The 16,572-nt window shown below is 70.1% G+C and carries 13 protein-coding genes and 1 pseudogene; 7 read left to right on the forward strand and 7 right to left on the reverse strand.

What is annotated here, in order from left to right:
* Positions 1-42 precede the first annotated feature (42 nt).
* Genes DK427_RS23810 through DK427_RS23830 form a run of 5 tightly spaced genes read right to left on the reverse strand, consistent with a single transcriptional unit; the run spans position 43 to position 6,722 of the window.
* Positions 43-1,284, reverse strand: a complete 1,242-nt coding sequence (locus DK427_RS23810; RefSeq protein WP_425452503.1) for a xanthine dehydrogenase family Fe-S subunit — start codon at positions 1,282-1,284, stop codon at positions 43-45.
* Complete coding sequence (locus tag DK427_RS23815; protein ID WP_109953540.1) at positions 1,281-2,147, reverse strand: FAD binding domain-containing protein; 867 nt, start codon at positions 2,145-2,147, stop codon at positions 1,281-1,283. Before DK427_RS23815 ends, DK427_RS23810 begins: the two co-directional genes overlap by 4 nt.
* Positions 2,144-4,540: a xanthine dehydrogenase family protein molybdopterin-binding subunit gene (locus DK427_RS23820; protein WP_109953541.1), complete on the reverse strand. Its 2,397-nt coding sequence runs from the start codon at positions 4,538-4,540 to the stop codon at positions 2,144-2,146. The genes DK427_RS23815 and DK427_RS23820 overlap by 4 nt, the downstream gene beginning before the upstream one ends.
* Positions 4,537-5,439, reverse strand: coding sequence for an alpha/beta hydrolase (locus tag DK427_RS23825; protein ID WP_109953542.1), 903 nt, complete (start codon positions 5,437-5,439; stop codon positions 4,537-4,539). Before DK427_RS23825 ends, DK427_RS23820 begins: the two co-directional genes overlap by 4 nt.
* Positions 5,439-6,722, reverse strand: coding sequence for an amidohydrolase/deacetylase family metallohydrolase (locus DK427_RS23830; RefSeq protein WP_109953543.1), 1,284 nt, complete (start codon positions 6,720-6,722; stop codon positions 5,439-5,441). The genes DK427_RS23825 and DK427_RS23830 overlap by 1 nt, the downstream gene beginning before the upstream one ends.
* A gap of 137 nt (positions 6,723-6,859) precedes the next feature.
* Between DK427_RS23830 and DK427_RS23835 the strand changes: the two genes are divergently transcribed.
* On the forward strand, positions 6,860-7,393 hold the full coding sequence (locus DK427_RS23835; protein WP_109954355.1) for a MarR family winged helix-turn-helix transcriptional regulator: 534 nt from the start codon (positions 6,860-6,862) through the stop codon (positions 7,391-7,393).
* A gap of 1,101 nt (positions 7,394-8,494) precedes the next feature.
* On the opposite strand, the pseudogene DK427_RS23840 reads toward DK427_RS23835, so the two are convergent.
* Together DK427_RS23840 and DK427_RS23845 are read right to left on the reverse strand one after the other, a co-directional pair.
* Positions 8,495-9,679: pseudogene (locus tag DK427_RS23840) on the reverse strand (thiolase family protein).
* A 47-nt stretch (positions 9,680-9,726) separates the two neighbouring features.
* A complete protein-coding gene (locus tag DK427_RS23845; protein ID WP_204165231.1) occupies positions 9,727-10,275 on the reverse strand; it encodes a PaaI family thioesterase in 549 nt (182 codons plus the stop codon).
* 900 nt (positions 10,276-11,175) lie between these two features.
* Here DK427_RS23845 and DK427_RS23850 point away from each other — a divergent pair.
* From DK427_RS23850 to DK427_RS23875, 6 genes are all read left to right on the forward strand, one after another.
* The gene (locus DK427_RS23850; RefSeq protein ID WP_109953544.1) at positions 11,176-11,340 is read left to right on the forward strand and encodes a Flp family type IVb pilin; all 165 of its coding nucleotides are present in this window, start codon (positions 11,176-11,178) and stop codon (positions 11,338-11,340) included.
* Between the two features lie 164 nt (positions 11,341-11,504).
* Positions 11,505-12,011, forward strand: coding sequence for an A24 family peptidase (locus DK427_RS23855; RefSeq protein ID WP_109953545.1), 507 nt, complete (start codon positions 11,505-11,507; stop codon positions 12,009-12,011).
* A 124-nt stretch (positions 12,012-12,135) separates the two neighbouring features.
* The gene (cpaB, locus tag DK427_RS23860) at positions 12,136-12,936 is read left to right on the forward strand and encodes a Flp pilus assembly protein CpaB (protein WP_109953546.1); all 801 of its coding nucleotides are present in this window, start codon (positions 12,136-12,138) and stop codon (positions 12,934-12,936) included.
* Positions 12,936-14,444 (forward strand): type II and III secretion system protein family protein, encoded by a 1,509-nt coding sequence (locus DK427_RS23865; RefSeq protein ID WP_109953547.1) that lies wholly within the window; start codon positions 12,936-12,938, stop codon positions 14,442-14,444. The genes cpaB and DK427_RS23865 overlap by 1 nt, the downstream gene beginning before the upstream one ends.
* A 74-nt stretch (positions 14,445-14,518) precedes the next feature.
* Complete coding sequence (locus DK427_RS23870) at positions 14,519-15,256, forward strand: CpaD family pilus assembly protein (RefSeq protein ID WP_109953548.1); 738 nt, start codon at positions 14,519-14,521, stop codon at positions 15,254-15,256.
* 55 nt (positions 15,257-15,311) lie between these two features.
* Entirely contained in the window at positions 15,312-16,565 is a 1,254-nt protein-coding gene (locus DK427_RS23875) for an AAA family ATPase (protein ID WP_109953549.1), read from the forward strand.
* Positions 16,566-16,572: the final 7 nt, after the last annotated feature.

Below are 16,572 nucleotides of genomic sequence, written 5' to 3' on the forward strand. Positions count from 1 at the left end.
TCTGGGGTCTCCGGGGGCTTGAGCTTGAGGCTCGGGACGAGATCAGGCGCGTCCGCGCCACGCCGCGAGGCGGGAGCGGACGAGGTCGAGGAGGAGGCGCAGCGGGTTGAGGTCGGCGGGCGCCGGGGCGGCGACGCCCGAGAGGCGGGCGTCGAGGTTGCGGGCGAAATCCGCGCTGATCCGGCCGGCGAGGTCCCGCACGAGGCCGGGACGCCCGAACTGTGCGAGCGGCCCGGTCAGGGTGTAGCCGACTTCCAGGTCGAGCCGCGCCGTACCGGGGGCCGGGCCAGGGCCAACCCGGTAGCGGATCTCGCCCTCGGTCGCCGAGCGCCCGCCCGCATCCGCGCCGGCGCCGCGGACACGGCCGCTCAGCGCCGCCGCGTCCTGCTCGATCCGGGCGCGGCCGCGGAAGGTCGCAGCGATTGGGCCGATCCGCACCTGCAGTCCGCCCTCCACCATGTCGGGCGCGGGCCGCGCCGTCAGGACGGCACCGGGCAGGCAGGCCGCGACGGCCTCGATATCGGCGAGGAGCGCGAAGACCGCTTCGGGCGGATGGGCGAGGTCGAGGGCCTGGGTGAAGCTCTGGGCCGGTGCGAAAGCCTCGGCGAGGTCCTGGGCCTGGGTGAAGCTCCGGGCCGGCGCGAGCGCCGCGGCCGTCCGTGCCGGCGGCGCGAGCGCGGCAACCGCCTCGCCGTTCCGGGCCCCGACCGGGCCGAGCCCGCGCTCGTTGCCCGCAGAGGGGCCGATGCCCCGGGCGCGGCGGTCGGCGATCACGCTCATCACCGCCCGCACGATGCCCGCATAGCCGGTGCAGCGGCAGAGATTGCCCGACAGCCCGACGCGGATCCGGCGTTCGTCGGCCTCGGGCAGCCTCAGCACGAGGTCGCGCGCGGCCACCAGCATGCCGGGCGTGCAGTATCCGCACTGGAGCGCGTGCTCGCGGTTGAAGGCCGCGCGCAGCTCCGTCGCGACGGCGTCGTCGTCCAGGCCCTCGATTGTCGTGACGGCGGCACCCGCGCAGGCGCCGGCGAAGGTGAGGCAGGCGCGCGCCGGCTCGCCGTCGAGCAGAAGCGTGCAGGCGCCGCAGACGCCGTGCTCGCAGCCGAGATGCGTGCCGGTGAGGTCGAGCCCGTCCCGCAGAACGTCGCCGAGATGGCTGCGCGGCTCGGCCTCGATCCGCCGGTCCACACCGTTCACCGTCAGCGCGAGGACCATGCGGCCGGGGGGCGCCATGCGGCCGGGGGGCGCCATGCGGCCGGGGGGCGCGGCGAGGGCGGCGCTCATGCGGCCTCCGGTACGGACAGGGGGGTCGGGCGTGCCGCCTGCGCCACCGCGCGGGCCAGCACCGTGACGTGGACGTGGCGCGCGACCCGGTCGGCCATGCCGGCCTCGGCGAGCGCCGCGTCGGCGACGCGCGGCTCGAACCGCGCGGCGAAGTCGGGGCCGATGCGGCCACCGAACAGCGGGCGGGCATCCGCGAGCAGGACGGGCGGTCCGTCGACGGCACCGATCACCGCGCGGCCGCGGCCCGCCGCCGGCTCGATCCGCACGGCGCCGATGGCGTGGGCGAACTCGCCGATCTTGGCGCAGTGCTTGACGTAGCCCCAGGCCGCGCCGTCCGGCAGCGCCGGAACCCGGACCGCGGCGAGGATCTCGTCGGGCCCGAGCGCAACGTCGAGGGCGCCGGTGATGAAGCGCTCCACGGGGAGGGTTTGGCGGCCGCCGCGGCCGGCGATCTCGACCTCGGCGCCGAGCGCGGTCAGCGCGCTCACCCAGTCGGCGGCGGGGTCCGCGTGGACGAGGCTGCCGCCGACGGTGCCGCGGTTGCGCACCGGCCGATAGGCGATGGCGGACGCCACCCGCCGCAGGGCGCCGCCGGTGTTGTCGGGCACGCGCCCGTCCTCGATGTCGGCATGGGTCACGCAGGCGCCGAGCACGAGGGTGCCGCCTTCCATGCGGGCTTGGCGGAGTTCGGCGATCCCGGTGATGTCGATGACGAGGTCCGGCTCGACGAGGCGCAGGTTCAGCATCGGCCCGAGCGACTGGCCGCCCGCGATCAGCTTCACGGAGCCCGTGGCTTGCCTAAGACGATCGAGGAGCGCGGGCAGGCTCGCCGGGCGCTCCCAGGCGAAGGCGGCGGGCTTCATGCGGCCTCCCGGGCGCGGGTCTGCGCCGGCTTGGCGGCGAGCACCGCCTCGACGATCCGGTGCGGGGTGACAGGGCTGTGCAGCAGCTCGACGCCGAGGGGGCTAAGCGCGTCGTTGATCGCGTTGGCCAGCGCCGCGGGCGGCGCGATGGCCCCGCCCTCGCCGATGCCCTTCTGGCCGAAGCGCGTGTAGGGGGACGGCGTCTCCATGTGGTCGATGCGCGCCATCGGCACCTCGGCGGGGCCCGGCAGCAGGTAATCGGCCAAGGTCGAGGCGAGCGGCTGGCCGCGGGCGTCGAAGCGCATCTCCTCGAACAGCGCCGTGCCGATGCCCTGCGCGAGGCCGCCGTAGATCTGGCCGTCCACGACGAGCGGGTTCACCAGTGTGCCGCCGTCCTCGACGATGACGTAGTCGAGGATCTCGACCGCCCCGAGATCGGGATCGACCGCGACGACGACCGCGTGGGCCGCATACGAGAAGGTGCCGGAATCGCGCTGCGGCTTGTAGCCGGCGGTGACTTCGAGCCCGCCCGGGTCGGTGTCGGGCGCGAGGTCCTGCGGGCGCCGGTACCAGGTGCGGGCGATCGCATCGAGCGGCACGTCGCCGTTGGGCCCGACCACGTGGCCGCCCGCGAAGCGGCAATCCTCGGGACGCGCCTGGAGCAGGTGGGCGCCGATCCTGACGGCGCGGTCGCGCAATTCCTCGCAGGCGGCGGCGACCGCGCCGCCCGCCATCACCATCACGCGCGAGCCCCAGGAGCCCGTCGAGTAGGGCGTCATCGCGGTGTCGCCGTGGACGAGGCGGGTGCGCGCCACCGGCACGCCCAGGATCTCGTGGGCGACCTGGGCGAGCGTCGTCTCCAGGCCCTGGCCGTGCGAATGCGCGCCGATCCGCAGTTCCAGCCCGCCGTCCGGGGTCAGCCGCGCGGAGGCCTGCTCGTGGCCCGGCACCATCGGGATGCCCCATCCCGAGTAGACCGAGGTGCCGTGGGCCGCCTGCTCGCAGTAGACCGACAGGCCGAGGCCGATCCGGCGCCCGTCGGGCTCGCCCGCGCGCTGGCGGGCGCGGACGGCCTCCACGTCGATTGCCGCGAGCGCGCGGGCCAGCGCCTGCGGGTAGTCGCCGCTGTCGAAGTGCTTCCGCGTGATGTTCTCGAACGGCATCTGCTCGGGCCGCACGAGATTCTTCTCGCGCACGACCTCCGGCGGGAGTCCCGCCTCGCGCGCGACCGCGTCGAGCACGAGTTCGAGGGCGAAGCAGACGCCGGTGCGGGCCACCCCCCGGTAGGGCAGGATCGGGCACTTGTTGGTCGCCACCGACCACGTGCGGCAGCGGTAGGCGGGGAAGTCGTAGGGGCCCGGCAGGATGCTGGCGACCTGCGCGGCCTCCAGGCAGGCCGAGAACGGGTAGGCCGAGTAGGCCCCGGAATCGACGGTCGCCTCGCAGTCGATGCCGCGCAGGCGGCCGTCGCGCTCCGCGTAGGCCGTGATGCGGTAGTGGTGCTCGCGGCAATTGGCATTGGCGGTGAGGTGCTCGCGCCGGTCCTCCAGCCAGCGCACCGGGTGGCCGCGGCGGAGCGCCAGCCAGCACAGGGCCACGTCCTCGGCGAGCAGGATCGCCTTGTAGCCGAAGCCGCCGCCGACGTCCGGCGAGACGATGCGGATGCGGCCCTGCTCGATTCCGAGGCACTCGGACAGGCCGTTGCGCACGATGTGCGGCATCTGGCTCGCGGTGTGGACCACGAGCTGGTCGAGGCGGTGGTCGAGCTGGACGACGGTGCCGCGGCCCTCGATCGGCGCCATGCACTGGCGCCCGGTCGAGATCGTGCGGCTGACCTTGATCGGCGCGTCGAGGGCGGCCGCGATGTCGATGTCGACCAGCGTCTCCAGGAAGACGTTGTCGCCCCAGTGCTCGTGGACGAGGGCGGAGCCGGGCGCGCGCGCCGCCAGCATGTCGTGGACGGCCGGCAGCTCCTCGAGGTCGAGCACGATCGCGGCAGCGATGTCCTCGGCCTCGGCGCGGGTGGGGGCCACGCACATCGCCACCAGCTCGCCGACCTGACGGACCTTGCCGGCGGCGAGCACCGGCTGCTCGGAGACCTTGAAACCCGGCAGCCCCGAGACGGCACGGATCGGCTGCACGCTCTCCAGATCGGCCGCGGTGAAGACGCGGTCGCGATAGGCTTCCGGAACGTGGATCGCCCGGATGCGGGCGTGGGCCAGCGGGCTGCGCACGAAGGCGACGTCCTGCAGGCCGGGCAGGCGCAGGTCGCCGACATACTGGCCGCGCCCGCGCATCAGGCGGTCGTCCTCCTTGCGGGGCAGGGGCGCGCCGACGCCCTGGGCGAGGCTGCCCCGGGCGAGGACGCCCCCCGGCGGGACCGTGTCGCTCATCGAGAAGCTCCCTCAAGGAGGTCGCGTGCCGCGCGCGCCAGAAGGCCGTCGGGCCGGCGGAACGCGTCGAGGATCGAGAAGTGGTCGGCGCCCGGCACCGGCAGGAGCGCGCCCCGCGCGTGGGCGGCGGCGCGCCGGGCGTGCAGGTTGCGCGCGTCGTGGACGAGGGCGGGCAGTTCGCGGCTGCCGTAGGCGATGGCCATGGGCTTGGCGACGACGGGCAGCCGCAGGGGCGACAGCGTCGCGATCTCCGCGTCCGTCAGGTGCAGCTTCTCGTTCAGGTAGGTCTCGCGGATCGGCGCGAGGTCGTAGACGCCGGAGATCGCGAGCCCCGCCGTCACCGCCGGGTGACCCAGGTTCATGGCGGCGAGTTGCGCGCCGGCCGACCAGCCCGACAGGACGATCGGGCCGCCGAGCCCGTGCCCCGCCCCATGCTCGGCGAGCCAGTCGAGGGCCGCTCCGATCTCGGCGACGATGCCGGCGAGGCTCGCCTCCGGCGCGAGCGTGTAGCCCGGCATCGCCACGGACCAGCCGGCGGCGTTGAGCCCCTCGGCGAAGCAGGCGAAGTCGGAGCGCGCGTTGCGCTGCCAGTAGCCGCCGTGCACGAAGACCAGGCACGGCGCGCCGGGATCGGCGGCCGGATAGATGTCGAAGGCGGTGCGCTCGGCCCCCGCATAGGGGATGTCGAGGCCGGCCGGGTGCGCGGCCCGGTAGGCGGCCGAGGCCGCGTTGCGGGCCGCGACCTGCGCGGCGCTGTCGGGGACGCCCGCGTTGTTGTCGTAGCAGGCGCCCCGCGCCGCATCGTCGAGCCTCTCCCAGGCAAGCCGGGGATCGGCGGGCTCGGGCGCGGCGAGGACGAAGCCCGACGCCGCGGAGGAAGCAGTCCCGGGGGCCGCCATCAGGCCGCGATCGCCTGCGGCAGGATCGGCGAATCGGAGTCGAAGCGGCGGCCGGCGCGCAGGCAGAAGGCGGGGCGCAGCAGGCGCTCGGCCACGACCTTCGTGTCCTCGTTGTCGCGCAGCAGGAAGCGGCCGCGGTCGTCGTGGAGCACCGAGACGTCGGCGGCAAAACCCACCTTGAGGGCGCCGATGCGGTCGCTCATGCGCAGCATCTCGGCGGGGTGCGAGGTCACCATCGGCACCACCTCCTCCAGCGATAGCCCGAGCGCCATCATCGAGCTCATCGCCTGGGTTAGACTGAAGCGGGCCTGGCCGAGGAAGGGGTGGTTCTCGTCGTCGTGGTGCTCGTCCGGCGTGCCGGCGGGCCGAGGTGCCTCGGGCACCTCGGTGTTGTAGCCGTGCATGTCGGCGCCGAGCGTGTAGGGAATCACGCCCGCCGGCAGAGAGGCGCGGGCGACGCGGTAGGAGAAGTGGCTGCCGTGACCGACATCGACCTTCAGCCCCGCGTCCATCGCGGCCCGGATGATGGGGTGGACCTCTCCCTGCTCGTTGATGAAGCCGCCGGGGTGGCGGGTGAAGGGATGGGCCAGCACGTCGCCGGGGCGCAGCAGCGGGATCACGCGCTCCATGATGGTGTCGGCATCCTCGCCATTGGCGCCCGATTCCGGCAGGCCCCAGAGCTGGCCGAAATGCACGTAGAGGGGCAGATCTGCCCGCCGGCTGATCTCGGCGGCCATCTCCATCACCTTGATGCCCCAGCGGGCGAAGCCGCCGATCTCGGCATGGCCCTTGATGCCCCGCACGAGGTCGCGGTTCTCGGCCGCGGACTTCACCGTGGCGTCGATGTCCACGCCGTCCGGGCTGTAGAGGTTCGGGTAGAAGTGGCCTTCAAGGCCGCCGACCAGGTAGGCCGAGAGGAAGGCGAGCACCTGCGTCTCGGCCCGCTCGGCGATGAAGTGGCGGAACCCCGGCAAGGTCATGCAGGAGGGGCCGCCCTGGTCCACCACCGTGGTGACACCGGAGCGCACGCCGACCATGTCGGGGTTCAGGCCGAAGCGGCCGGTCACGTACTGGTAGACGTGGGCGTGGGTGTCGATCATGCCGGGCAGCACGAGCTTGCCCGAGACGTCGACGACCTCGGCGGCGGCGGAGGGCAGGATCGTCTCCTCGATCGCCGCGATGCGACCGCCCTGCACCGCCACGTCGCGGACGCCATCGATGCCGGATGCTGGGCAGATGACACGCCCACCGCGCAGGATCAGGTCATAGCGGGTCTCGTTCATCACACCACCTTGTCCGTTGAGTCTCATTGTCCGATCGAGAATAGGCAGAATATTTCCAAAAAAGGAAGCATGCTTCGTATTTTCAGAGGTAGCATGATCCGTGCCAGTGTGAGCTGGTGAAGGAGGGGGGGGCGGCGATGGTTGATGGTGCAGGAAAGAACGAGGGTGACGCTTTCGCACCCGACAGGCACCCGGAACTCCGGAAGCCTGAAGTCTCAGAACGATCCTGGCCGCTGGCCGAACGTCCTGGGTTTTTGATTCGGCGGTTGCACCAAATACATGTCAGTCTTTTTGCCGAACGATGCGGCGCGTTCGGCATTACGCCTCTTCAGTACAGCCTTTTGTCGGAGTTGTTGTCTCGGATAGAGGCCGATCAAACGACGCTAGCGAACGCTGTAGCTCTGGATAGAACGACGACGACGGGAGCGCTCCGTCGCCTCGAAGCGCGCGGCCTGGTTAGCCGGACGACCTCGACGGCGGACCGTCGCGCACAAAGCTGTCGATTGACCGAAGAAGGAATTAAAATTCACAATGCCATGGCCGATGCCGCCCGGCAGGCTCATGAAGCGACCGTGGCTGTCCTCTCCTCAGGAGAGCGGCAGATTCTCACCCAGCTCATGAAGAAAGTCGCCGTTGCGCACGGCCAACGTCATGAGGCCGCGGACCTGTGATCCGAGAACCAGTGCCGGCGCTTTCATCATCGAAGGACGATTGAAGCAAAACTTTCGAGGCATCGATCGTTCGGGATGCTTCGATGATGGTGGGCGCTGGATTATCCGACACGTGCGGTGTCGCTGCCGCGGTCGATCAAGATTTAATCGAATTTCCGCTCAACCCTCTGCTTTGCAAGAGAAATCTTGATGCACACATTGTGATCATCCTGCTATCGCGGGCAGCACAGTGGCGCTGCATCTCCGGCATGACGGCGCGGCCTTCCTCCGAGCGGTCGATGAGGTCGGCGGCTGTGCTTGCACGCTGTTGACCATCGACTTCGCCTCGTGCAACGGCTTCGTCGCGGATGGTGTCGCCATCCTCGGCGCGATCGCAACGCATCTTTCAGCACAGGCGCGCAGGCCAGCGATGCGCTGGAGCCGGGCGCACGATCGTTTCACCGTTCGATCTCGGAACGTCGTGCACGGCCGTTGTCGGTTTGTGCGTTAAGTCAAGCAAGGCCCAGTCTTGCAACGAAGATTGCCGCCATATTGGGCGAAGCATTCGGCAAGCGGAACCTTTTGGAGCATGGCTCTACGAGTCTGAGTTTCCCTTTTATGGCCGTTCGGAGCCTATTCGGAGCCTAGTTGATCGAAAAATAACCTTCCGGTGCCGAATATCTCGCCCTGACCCAAACCGGATGACTAATTTACCAGTTTGAGGTCGAAAGTTGAGGTCGAAAGGCCTTGCGTAGATGCCGGGATGAGATCGCATTATGTGTGTCTTGTCAGTGTTCTAGATGTTCGGTCCAGGCATAGGCGCCATCACTGCCTGTGCGGGTTCGCGACGAGCCGGCCCTCGTCGGCGAGCCGCGCCTCGAAGATCAGCGACGTCTTCGGAGACGGCGCCAACCCGAGGCCGCGGGCGGGTCGAGCAACATGGCGTGCCTTTACTCCTCCGCGGCCGGCAAGGCCGCGACACTGGCGCCGTCATCCGGGTCGCAATCGGCACGGTAGGCGCTTCCAGCAGGCGTTGCGTGCACGTGTCCACGACGGGACCCTCACGAAGGCAGGCGTTGCAAGCCCGGGATCGCCTGAGGATCCACCATCGAGCATTCCTGCTCAGGCGGTCTCGATGGCCAGCGCGATGCCCTGGCCGCCACCGATGCAGAGCGTGACCAACCCGCGCCTGAGCCCATCCCGGCGCAGCGAATGGAGCAGGCGCGTCGTCAGAACCGCGCCGGTCGCGCCGATCGGGTGGCCGTGGGCGATGGCCCCGCCCTCGACGTTGACGATATCCTCGGGCAGGCCCAGGTCCTTCGCGACGGCGAGCGGCACCACCGCGAACGCCTCGTTGATCTCGACCCTGTCGAGGTCGCCCAGCGACCAGCCGGCCCGCCCCAGGGCCTGCCGGACCGCAGGGACGGGCCCGAGACCGAACAGGCCAGGCTCGCAGGCGCCGACGCCGTAGGCGACGAGGCGCCCGAAGGTGTCGAGCCCGTTGGCGTCCGCAAAGCCCCGCTCGGCCACTACCATCGCGGCGGCGCCCGAATTGAGGCCCGGCGCGTTGCCGGCCGTGATCGTCCCGTCCTTGCGGAAGGCCGGCTTCAGCCGCGCCAGCGTCTCCACGCTCGTCTCAGGACGTGGCGCCTCGTCCCGCGCGAAGGTCTCGACGCCCTTGCGGCCCTTGACCTCGACAGGCGCGATCTCGGCCTCGAACGCGCCTGCCGCGAGCGCCTTCGCGAACCGCTCCTGGGAGCGAGCCGCCCAGGCATCCTGCGCTTCCCGGCCGATCTGGGACCGATTTGCCAGCTCGTCGGTGTGTCAGCCGGAATGCTCCCCCGAGAAAGCATCGACCAGGCCGTCGTTGAGCATGCTGTCGAGGATCTGAGCGTGGCCCATCCGATGGCCCCAGCGCCCGCCCTCCATCAAGTAGGGTGCCCGGTCCATGTTCTCCATGCCGCCCGCCACCGCGACGTCGTGATGGCCGAGCCGGATCTCGTCGGCCGCTGTCGTGATGGCCTGCGCGCCCGAGCCGCAGACGCGATTGACGGTCAGCGCCGGAACGGTGACCGGCACGCCGCCGCTAACTGCAGCCTGCCGGGCTGGGTTCATGCGGTTGCCAGCCTGCACGACGTTCCCCATCGTCACGCTGCCGAGCCGCCGCGCGTCGAGGCCGGCGCGGCGCAGGGTTTCCCGGACCGCGACCGCACCGAGTTCCGTCGCGGCGACGTCCTTGAGGCTGCCGCCATAGGCGCCGATCGCCGTACGGACAGGATGGCAGAGAACGATCTGACGTGACGTCATCGGAAGACTCGCTGAAGCGGGAAGTGCACGGTGAAGGGTCTGCTCGATCATCCGCCCGAGACAGGCGCCCCGGTTACGGGCAGATCGAAGACGAGGCAGGTCGTGCTCGCGGTCGCGACGAGGCGTCCGGCTTCGTCGCTGAGACGGCCTTCGGCCACCGCTTGCTGACGACCCGCGTGGATGACCTGTCCGACGGCGGTCAGCAGGCCGGAGCGCCCGGTCGCCGGGCGCAGGAAGTTCATCTTGAACTCGAGGGTCGTGTAGCCGCGACCGACCGGCAGCGTGGAGTGCACGGCACACCCCATGACGCTGTCGAGGAGCGTCGCCAGGGAGCCGCCGTGGACGGAGCCGAGCGGATTGAAGAGGTACTCCGCGGCCGGCATGCGCATGCTGGCCGTGCCCGGATCGACCGAGACGAACTCAATGCCGAGCAGTTGGATCGCAGGCGGCGGCGGGATCTCGCCAGCCAGGAGCGCGCGCAGGAAATCGACCCCGGCAAGACTCTGCCCCGCCGCGGCGGTGGTACGTGGATCGTCCCACTCGACGGTCCTTCGCCGTGAAGGCGGATGGGTTTTCGGAGAATCGTCCAGGATCATTGATCAGCCTTCATGGTGTCTTCTGATCGGAAAATTTTTGCGGCTTTTCGAACGATGATCTATCCGATTTAGACGTTTTATTGCGGCGCTAAATTGAAAATATGCAAAATTACATGCGCACTTGCCGACATTGCCGATTAGTATTTCCAGTTAGATAGATTATTATATTCTACACCTGCATGACTGAGTTTTGGGGAATTGGGCTATTCGGATGATGTTTTATTGATTGGCGTGCGGGTAAAGATGGAAGCTCGGCGCCTCACTGCCGGCCTCGGCCGGCCCTGACATGAGGCCCAACCGAACCTCGGCCAACCTAAGCCTGTCACCGGAGACCGTCACACCGGCAGGCCCGACGCGCGGGGCGATTTGGGTTTCTCACCGTTTCTTCCTTCAACGGCTTCGACGGGTCATCGTCCCGCCATCGCCCGATCCACTCGGGATCGGCATCCCTATCATGATTAACATAATCTATTTAAGTGTGCAGGGCCGGTCAACGAGGATTTTGGCGCGAGCGGGGAGCTTGCTTTCGGAAGCGGTCCGGGGGCGCAGCACCCCGCGGAGGCGCCGGCGGGCCGGGAGGCGCACGCCCACGCCGTATTGGTCCGCTCCCTATCGGGGCGGGGCCGCAAAGCACCGGCCCAGCAGGTCCGCGCTATCACCGGCGATGCGCAGGACGGACCTCCCAAACAGCTTAAATCCTCATTCAACAAAAGGATTCCGCTAGCGCCGACAGCTCGCTAACCACCTCTTCACCAAGTTCAGCGCCGCCTCGCGAGGCGCGTATGAGGACGTTCCATTTAACCGAATATCAAGGCGCCCTGAGACATCCTGCCCCCGTCGCCGATCGAGACCTCGCAGCTTCGACGGCCCTCGCAAGTCGTTGCACCAAGGATCGTTCTCATGAAGTCTGTCTTCAAGCGCTTCGCTTCCGACGAATCCGGCGCCACCGCGATCGAGTACGGCATGATTGCCGCCCTGATCGCCGTCGTCATCATCGGCACCCTCAAGATCATCGGCACCCAGCTGAACGCGAAGTTCAATTCGATCTCGGCTCAGCTCAACTGATCCGACCGGCGCGCCGGACCAGCGTCACGGCGGTCCAGCGACGCGCCGCCCCTCACCGGCGACGCAGCCGATCCCGCCACCGCGCGGGATCGGCCGCGTCGCGTTCGGCGCGCCCGCGGGCACCGCGCCGACTGTCCGCACGCCCGCCGCGAGCACGAGACGCCATGGCAACGCTCGGAATCCTGGTGATCTTCCCGTTCCTGATGGCCTACGCCGCGGCGAGCGACCTCCTCACCATGCTGATCCCGAACCGGATCTCGCTGGCGCTCGTGGCGGCCTTCGCGGCCCTGGCCTGCACCGGCCTGATGTCCGTGGAGGAGATCGGCCTGCATCTTGGCGCCGCCGCCCTCGTGCTGGCCGTCACCTTCGGCCTGTTCGCCTTCGGGGTGATCGGGGGAGGCGACGCCAAGCTCGCCGCCGCGACCGCCCTCTGGCTCGGCTTCGACGGGCTCGTGGACTACCTGCTGGTCGCCTCGCTGCTCGGCGGCGGCTTGACGCTGGCGATCCTCGCCGCGCGCAGCCACCCCCTGCCCCGAGCCGCGGCGCGCCTGCCCTTCGTCCTGCACCTGCACGACGCCAAGACCGGCATTCCGTACGGAATCGCTCTGGCCTCCGCAGCACTTCTCGTGTTTCCCGAGACGATCGTCTGGGCGCGCGCACTCTCGGCATGATCACCCGGTATCGGGACAGTCACGATCGCGGGCGGTGACCTCCGCTTAACCATACTTACACGAATGGCCGGGCAAACTGGTCCAGACGGCGAACCTCACGCCGTCGCGGATGCCGTGGGCCGACATGCAACCAGCACGCCTTGCCGTCCTCGCCATCGCCCTCGTCGCGGGCGGTGGGGCGGCGTTCCTGATGAGCGGTGGGGACCCCCCGCCCCCGCCGCCGGTCGTGCGGGTGGAGGCGCCGCCGCCCGCGCCGGTCAGCGAGGTCCTGGTGGCCGCAGCCGAGCTGCCGATGGGGCAGGTGCTCCAGGCCGCCGACCTGCGCTGGCAGAAATGGCCCGACGACGCCCTGGCCTCCGGCTACATCGCCCGCAGGAGCAACCCCAAGGCTCTCGAGGAGACGGTCGGCGCCACCGTGCGCTCGCCCTTCCTGCCGGGCGAGCCCGTGCGCCCGCAGAAGCTCGTGAAGCCCGAGAGCGGATTCATGGCGGCGATCCTGCCGCCGGGCATGCGCGCGGTCGCCATCGTCACCGACAGCCGCGGCACCAACTCGGCGGGCGGCTTCATCCTGCCGAACGACCGGGTCGACGTGATCCGCACCGCCCGGGACGAGGACAATTCCCGTTCCAGCGGCGCCGACGTGCAGACCGCGCAGACGATCCTCACGGACGTGCGCGTTCTGGCGGTCGGGCAGCTGATCCAAGAGAAGAACGGCACGAACGTCGTCACCGGCGAGACCGCGACGCTCGCGCTCACGCCCTCGCAGGCCGAGACCATCACCCTCGCCCAGAAGGTCGGCGCGCTCTCGCTGTCGCTCCGGAGCCTCGCCGATTCGGGCCGCGTCGCCGAGCCCGAGCCGCAACAGACCAGCAACGCCCTCACGGTCGTGCGCTTCGGCGTCGCCCGTCAGCAATCCACCCGGTGATGGCCGCGATGCCCCACATCTCCGCCCGCTTGCGCGCCGCGCTCACCCTCGGCCTCGCGCTCCTTCCGGTGACGCTTGCCGCGCAGGAGCGTCAGGCCTTCGGCCCGGCGCCAGCCATCACGATCGGCAACGCGGAAGCGAACGCGTCGCGCAAGGTCGAGATGACGGCCGGGCGCTCGGTGATCGTCGACCTGCCGCGCGACGCCAAGGAGGTGTTCGTCGCCAACCCGAAGGTGGCGAACGCGGTGGTGCGCTCCACCCGCAAGGTCTTCGTCATCGGTATGGAGAACGGCACCACCTCGATCTTCATCCTCGACGCGGAGGGTCGGCAGATCGCCGCCCTCGACGTCACGGTGGCGCGCGACCTCAACCTCGGCGTGCTGCGCCAGATCCTCGGCCAGAGCATCTCGGGCGGGCGCTTCGACGTACGCTCCAGCGGCGATTCCGTTCTGCTCTCGGGCTCGGTGAACTCGGCGGCCGAGGCCCAGCAGGCCATCGACATCGCCAACGCCTTCGTGGGCACCGGCGGCGGCGGCGGGGCCAGCAGCGCGGGCATTGCGGGCGGCGCGCGCGGCGCGGTGATCAACAACCTGACGATCCGCGGCAAGGATCAGGTGATGCTGCGCGTCACGGTCGCCGAGGTCTCGCGCACCGTGCTGAAGCAGCTCGGCGTCAACCTGAGCGGCGGCTGGTCGAACCTCAACCTCGTCAACGCCGCACCCCTGGCGATCTCCGGTGGCCAGTTCCCCACCGGCAACCTGATCTCGGGCACGATCAACGGGGCGGGCGGCGCGAGCCTGACGGCGACGCTGAAGGCCTTCGAGCAGGCCGGCGTCTCCCGCATCCTGGCGGAGCCGACGCTGACCGCGATCTCGGGCGAATCGGCCAAGTTCACCGCCGGCGGCGAGCTTCCGGTGCCCTCGAGCCAGTCCTGCACGCCGGCCCTCGTCGCCGGCCAGCAGCCCACCTGCGTGGTCGGCATCGCCTTCAAGAAGTACGGCGTGAGCCTGAACTTCACCCCGGTGGTCCAGTCCGAGAACCGGATCTCGATCCGCGTCGGCACAGAGGTCAGCGAGATCGATCCGGCGAACTCCTACAGCTTCGTCAGCGGCAACGCGACGGCGGCCGTGCCGGGGCTGACGGTGCGCAATTCCGAGACCACCGTCGAGCTGCCCTCGGGCAGCACCATGATGACGGCGGGTCTGATCCAGCAGAAGAGCAAGGCGGCGGTGGCCGGGCTCCCCGGCCTCGTCAACCTGCCGATCCTCGGCGCCCTCTTCCGCAGCCGTGACTATCAGCGGCAGGAAACGGAGCTGATGATCATGGTGACGCCCTACATCGCCAAGCCGATCGAGACCCGGCAGGTCACCCGGCCGGACGAGGGCTTCGTGGACGCCACCGACGGCCAGGGTGTGCTGCTCGGCCAGATCAACCGCCTCTATGGCGTGGCGGGCGCGCAGCCGCTCGGCCGCTCCTATCGCGGCCGCGTCGGCTTCATCACCGACTGAGCCGCCTCCCGGCAACCGAGACTCCTCGGGCGGCATCGCCCGGGCCTGCGCCCCGACCAGGATCCTTCCGCGCGATGAACCCCCTCCTGCCCCGTCCGACCCGCCGCGCCGCCGCGGCCCTCGCCGTCCTCGTCGGCACCGCGCTCGGCGGCTGCCAGGCCGACCGCGCGACCACCGGCTCGCTCTACCCCCACGATTACCGGGCCCGGCACCCGATCGTCCTGACCGACGGAACGCGGATGCTCGACGTCTTTCCGACCGGCGTCGGCCATCTCGACCCGCGCCAGACCGCCGACATCGACGCCTTCGTGCTGGAGTACCGGCGCTACGGCCGCGGGACGCTGACCGTCGAGGTGCCGCGCGGCGTCGGGCCGGGCGCCGGGGCGGCCGCTGAGCGCACGCTCTTGGCCCTGCGACGCCTCGCGGCCACGGGCGGCGTGGGTTCGCATGAGTTCGTGGTCGCCGGCTATCCGGTGGCCAATCCGGGCCTCGCGGCGCCGGTACGCCTGAGCTTCCAGCGCCTCCAGGCGCAGGTCGCCGACAAGTGCGGGCTCTACCCGCAGGATCTCGGCTTCAGCACCCCGATGACGAACCTGCGCAACGAGCCCGCCTGGAACCTCGGCTGCGCCACGCAGTCCAACGTCGCCGCCCAGATCGCCGACCCGATCGATCTCGTGCGCGGTCGCACCGAGGGGCGGCTCGACACGGCGCGACGCGTCAAGGACATCGGTCAGGTGCGCGAAGGCAAGGATCCGTCAACCAACTGGCGGCAGGATGGCCAGACGAACGTGAGCAGCCGCCTGGGCCTCTGAACCAGCCCCTACCGCGAACCTCCCCGCTCCGGATCCGAGACGGAACACCAGACCCATGCCGGACCCTTCCGAGACACCCGAGCGCATGATCGCACCGGTGCCGCGGATCACCATCCAGGCCTACTGCGAGACGCCGGAGGCCGCCGCGGCCGTGGAGAGCGCGGGCGCCGACCGGCGCCTGCAGAAAGCTCACCTCAAGGTCCAGATGGGCGGCGCCGCCGCCGCGGTCGAGGCTTACCGGAACGCGCCGACACCGAACGTCATCCTGATCGAGACGCAGGGGTCCCGCACCAAGCCCCTCGAATATCTCGACCAGCTCGCCGAGGTCTGCGACGAGGGTACCCGAGTTATCGTCATCGGCCACGTCAACGACGTCGGGCTCTACCGTCAGTTCATCCAGCGCGGCGTCAGCGACTACCTGATCGCGCCGGTCGATCCGCTGGACCTGATCGCCTCGATCTCCGACCTGTTCTCGGCGCCGGGCGTGAAGCCGGTCGGCCGCACGGTCGCGGTCTGCGGCGTGCGCGGCGGCGTCGGCGCCTCGACCATCGCCCACAATCTCGCCTGGACGGTCGCCCGCAGCCAGAAGCTGCAGACGGTCATCGCCGACCTCGACATCGCCTTCGGTACCGCGAGCCTCAACTTCAACCAGGATCCGCCCCAGGGCATCGCCGAGGCGGTGTTCGCGCCCGAGCGCCTCGATTCCGCGCTGGTCGAGCGCCTGCTCTCGAAGTGCAGCGATCATCTGAGCCTGCTCTCGGCACCCGCCACCCTGGACCGCACGATCGACCTCGCCGAGCCCGCCTTCGACGGCCTGATCGAGCACCTGCGCGCGGCCGTGCCCTGCATCGTGCTCGACGTGCCCCATCTCTGGAGCGCGTGGTCGCGACGGGTGCTCACCGGCGCCGACGAGTTGGTGGTCGTGGCCGGGCCGGACCTCGCATCCCTGCGCAACGCCAAGAACCTGCTCACCGCGCTCCAGCACGGGCGCCCGAACGACCGGGCCCCGCGCGTCGTCCTCAACGGCATCGGCCTGCCCAAGCGGCCGGAGATCGGGGCGGCGGAATTCGCGAAGGCGCTCGACACGACGCTCGCGGCCACGATCCCCTTCGAGCCGGCGCTGTTCGGCACGGCGGCCAACAACGGTCAGATGATCGCCGAGGTGCAGGCGGGCTCGAAGGTCGCCGAGATCTTCTCGGAACTTTCCGCAACGATCCTCGGCCGGCCCGAGCCGCGCCGGACCCGCACGAACCTGCTCGAACCGCTGCAGCCACTCCTGGCCAAGCTCGCCCGCCGCAAGGCGTCCTGAGTCCGGC

It is taken from the genome of Methylobacterium radiodurans, assembly GCF_003173735.1.
Classification (GTDB): Bacteria; Pseudomonadota; Alphaproteobacteria; order Rhizobiales; family Beijerinckiaceae; genus Methylobacterium; species Methylobacterium radiodurans.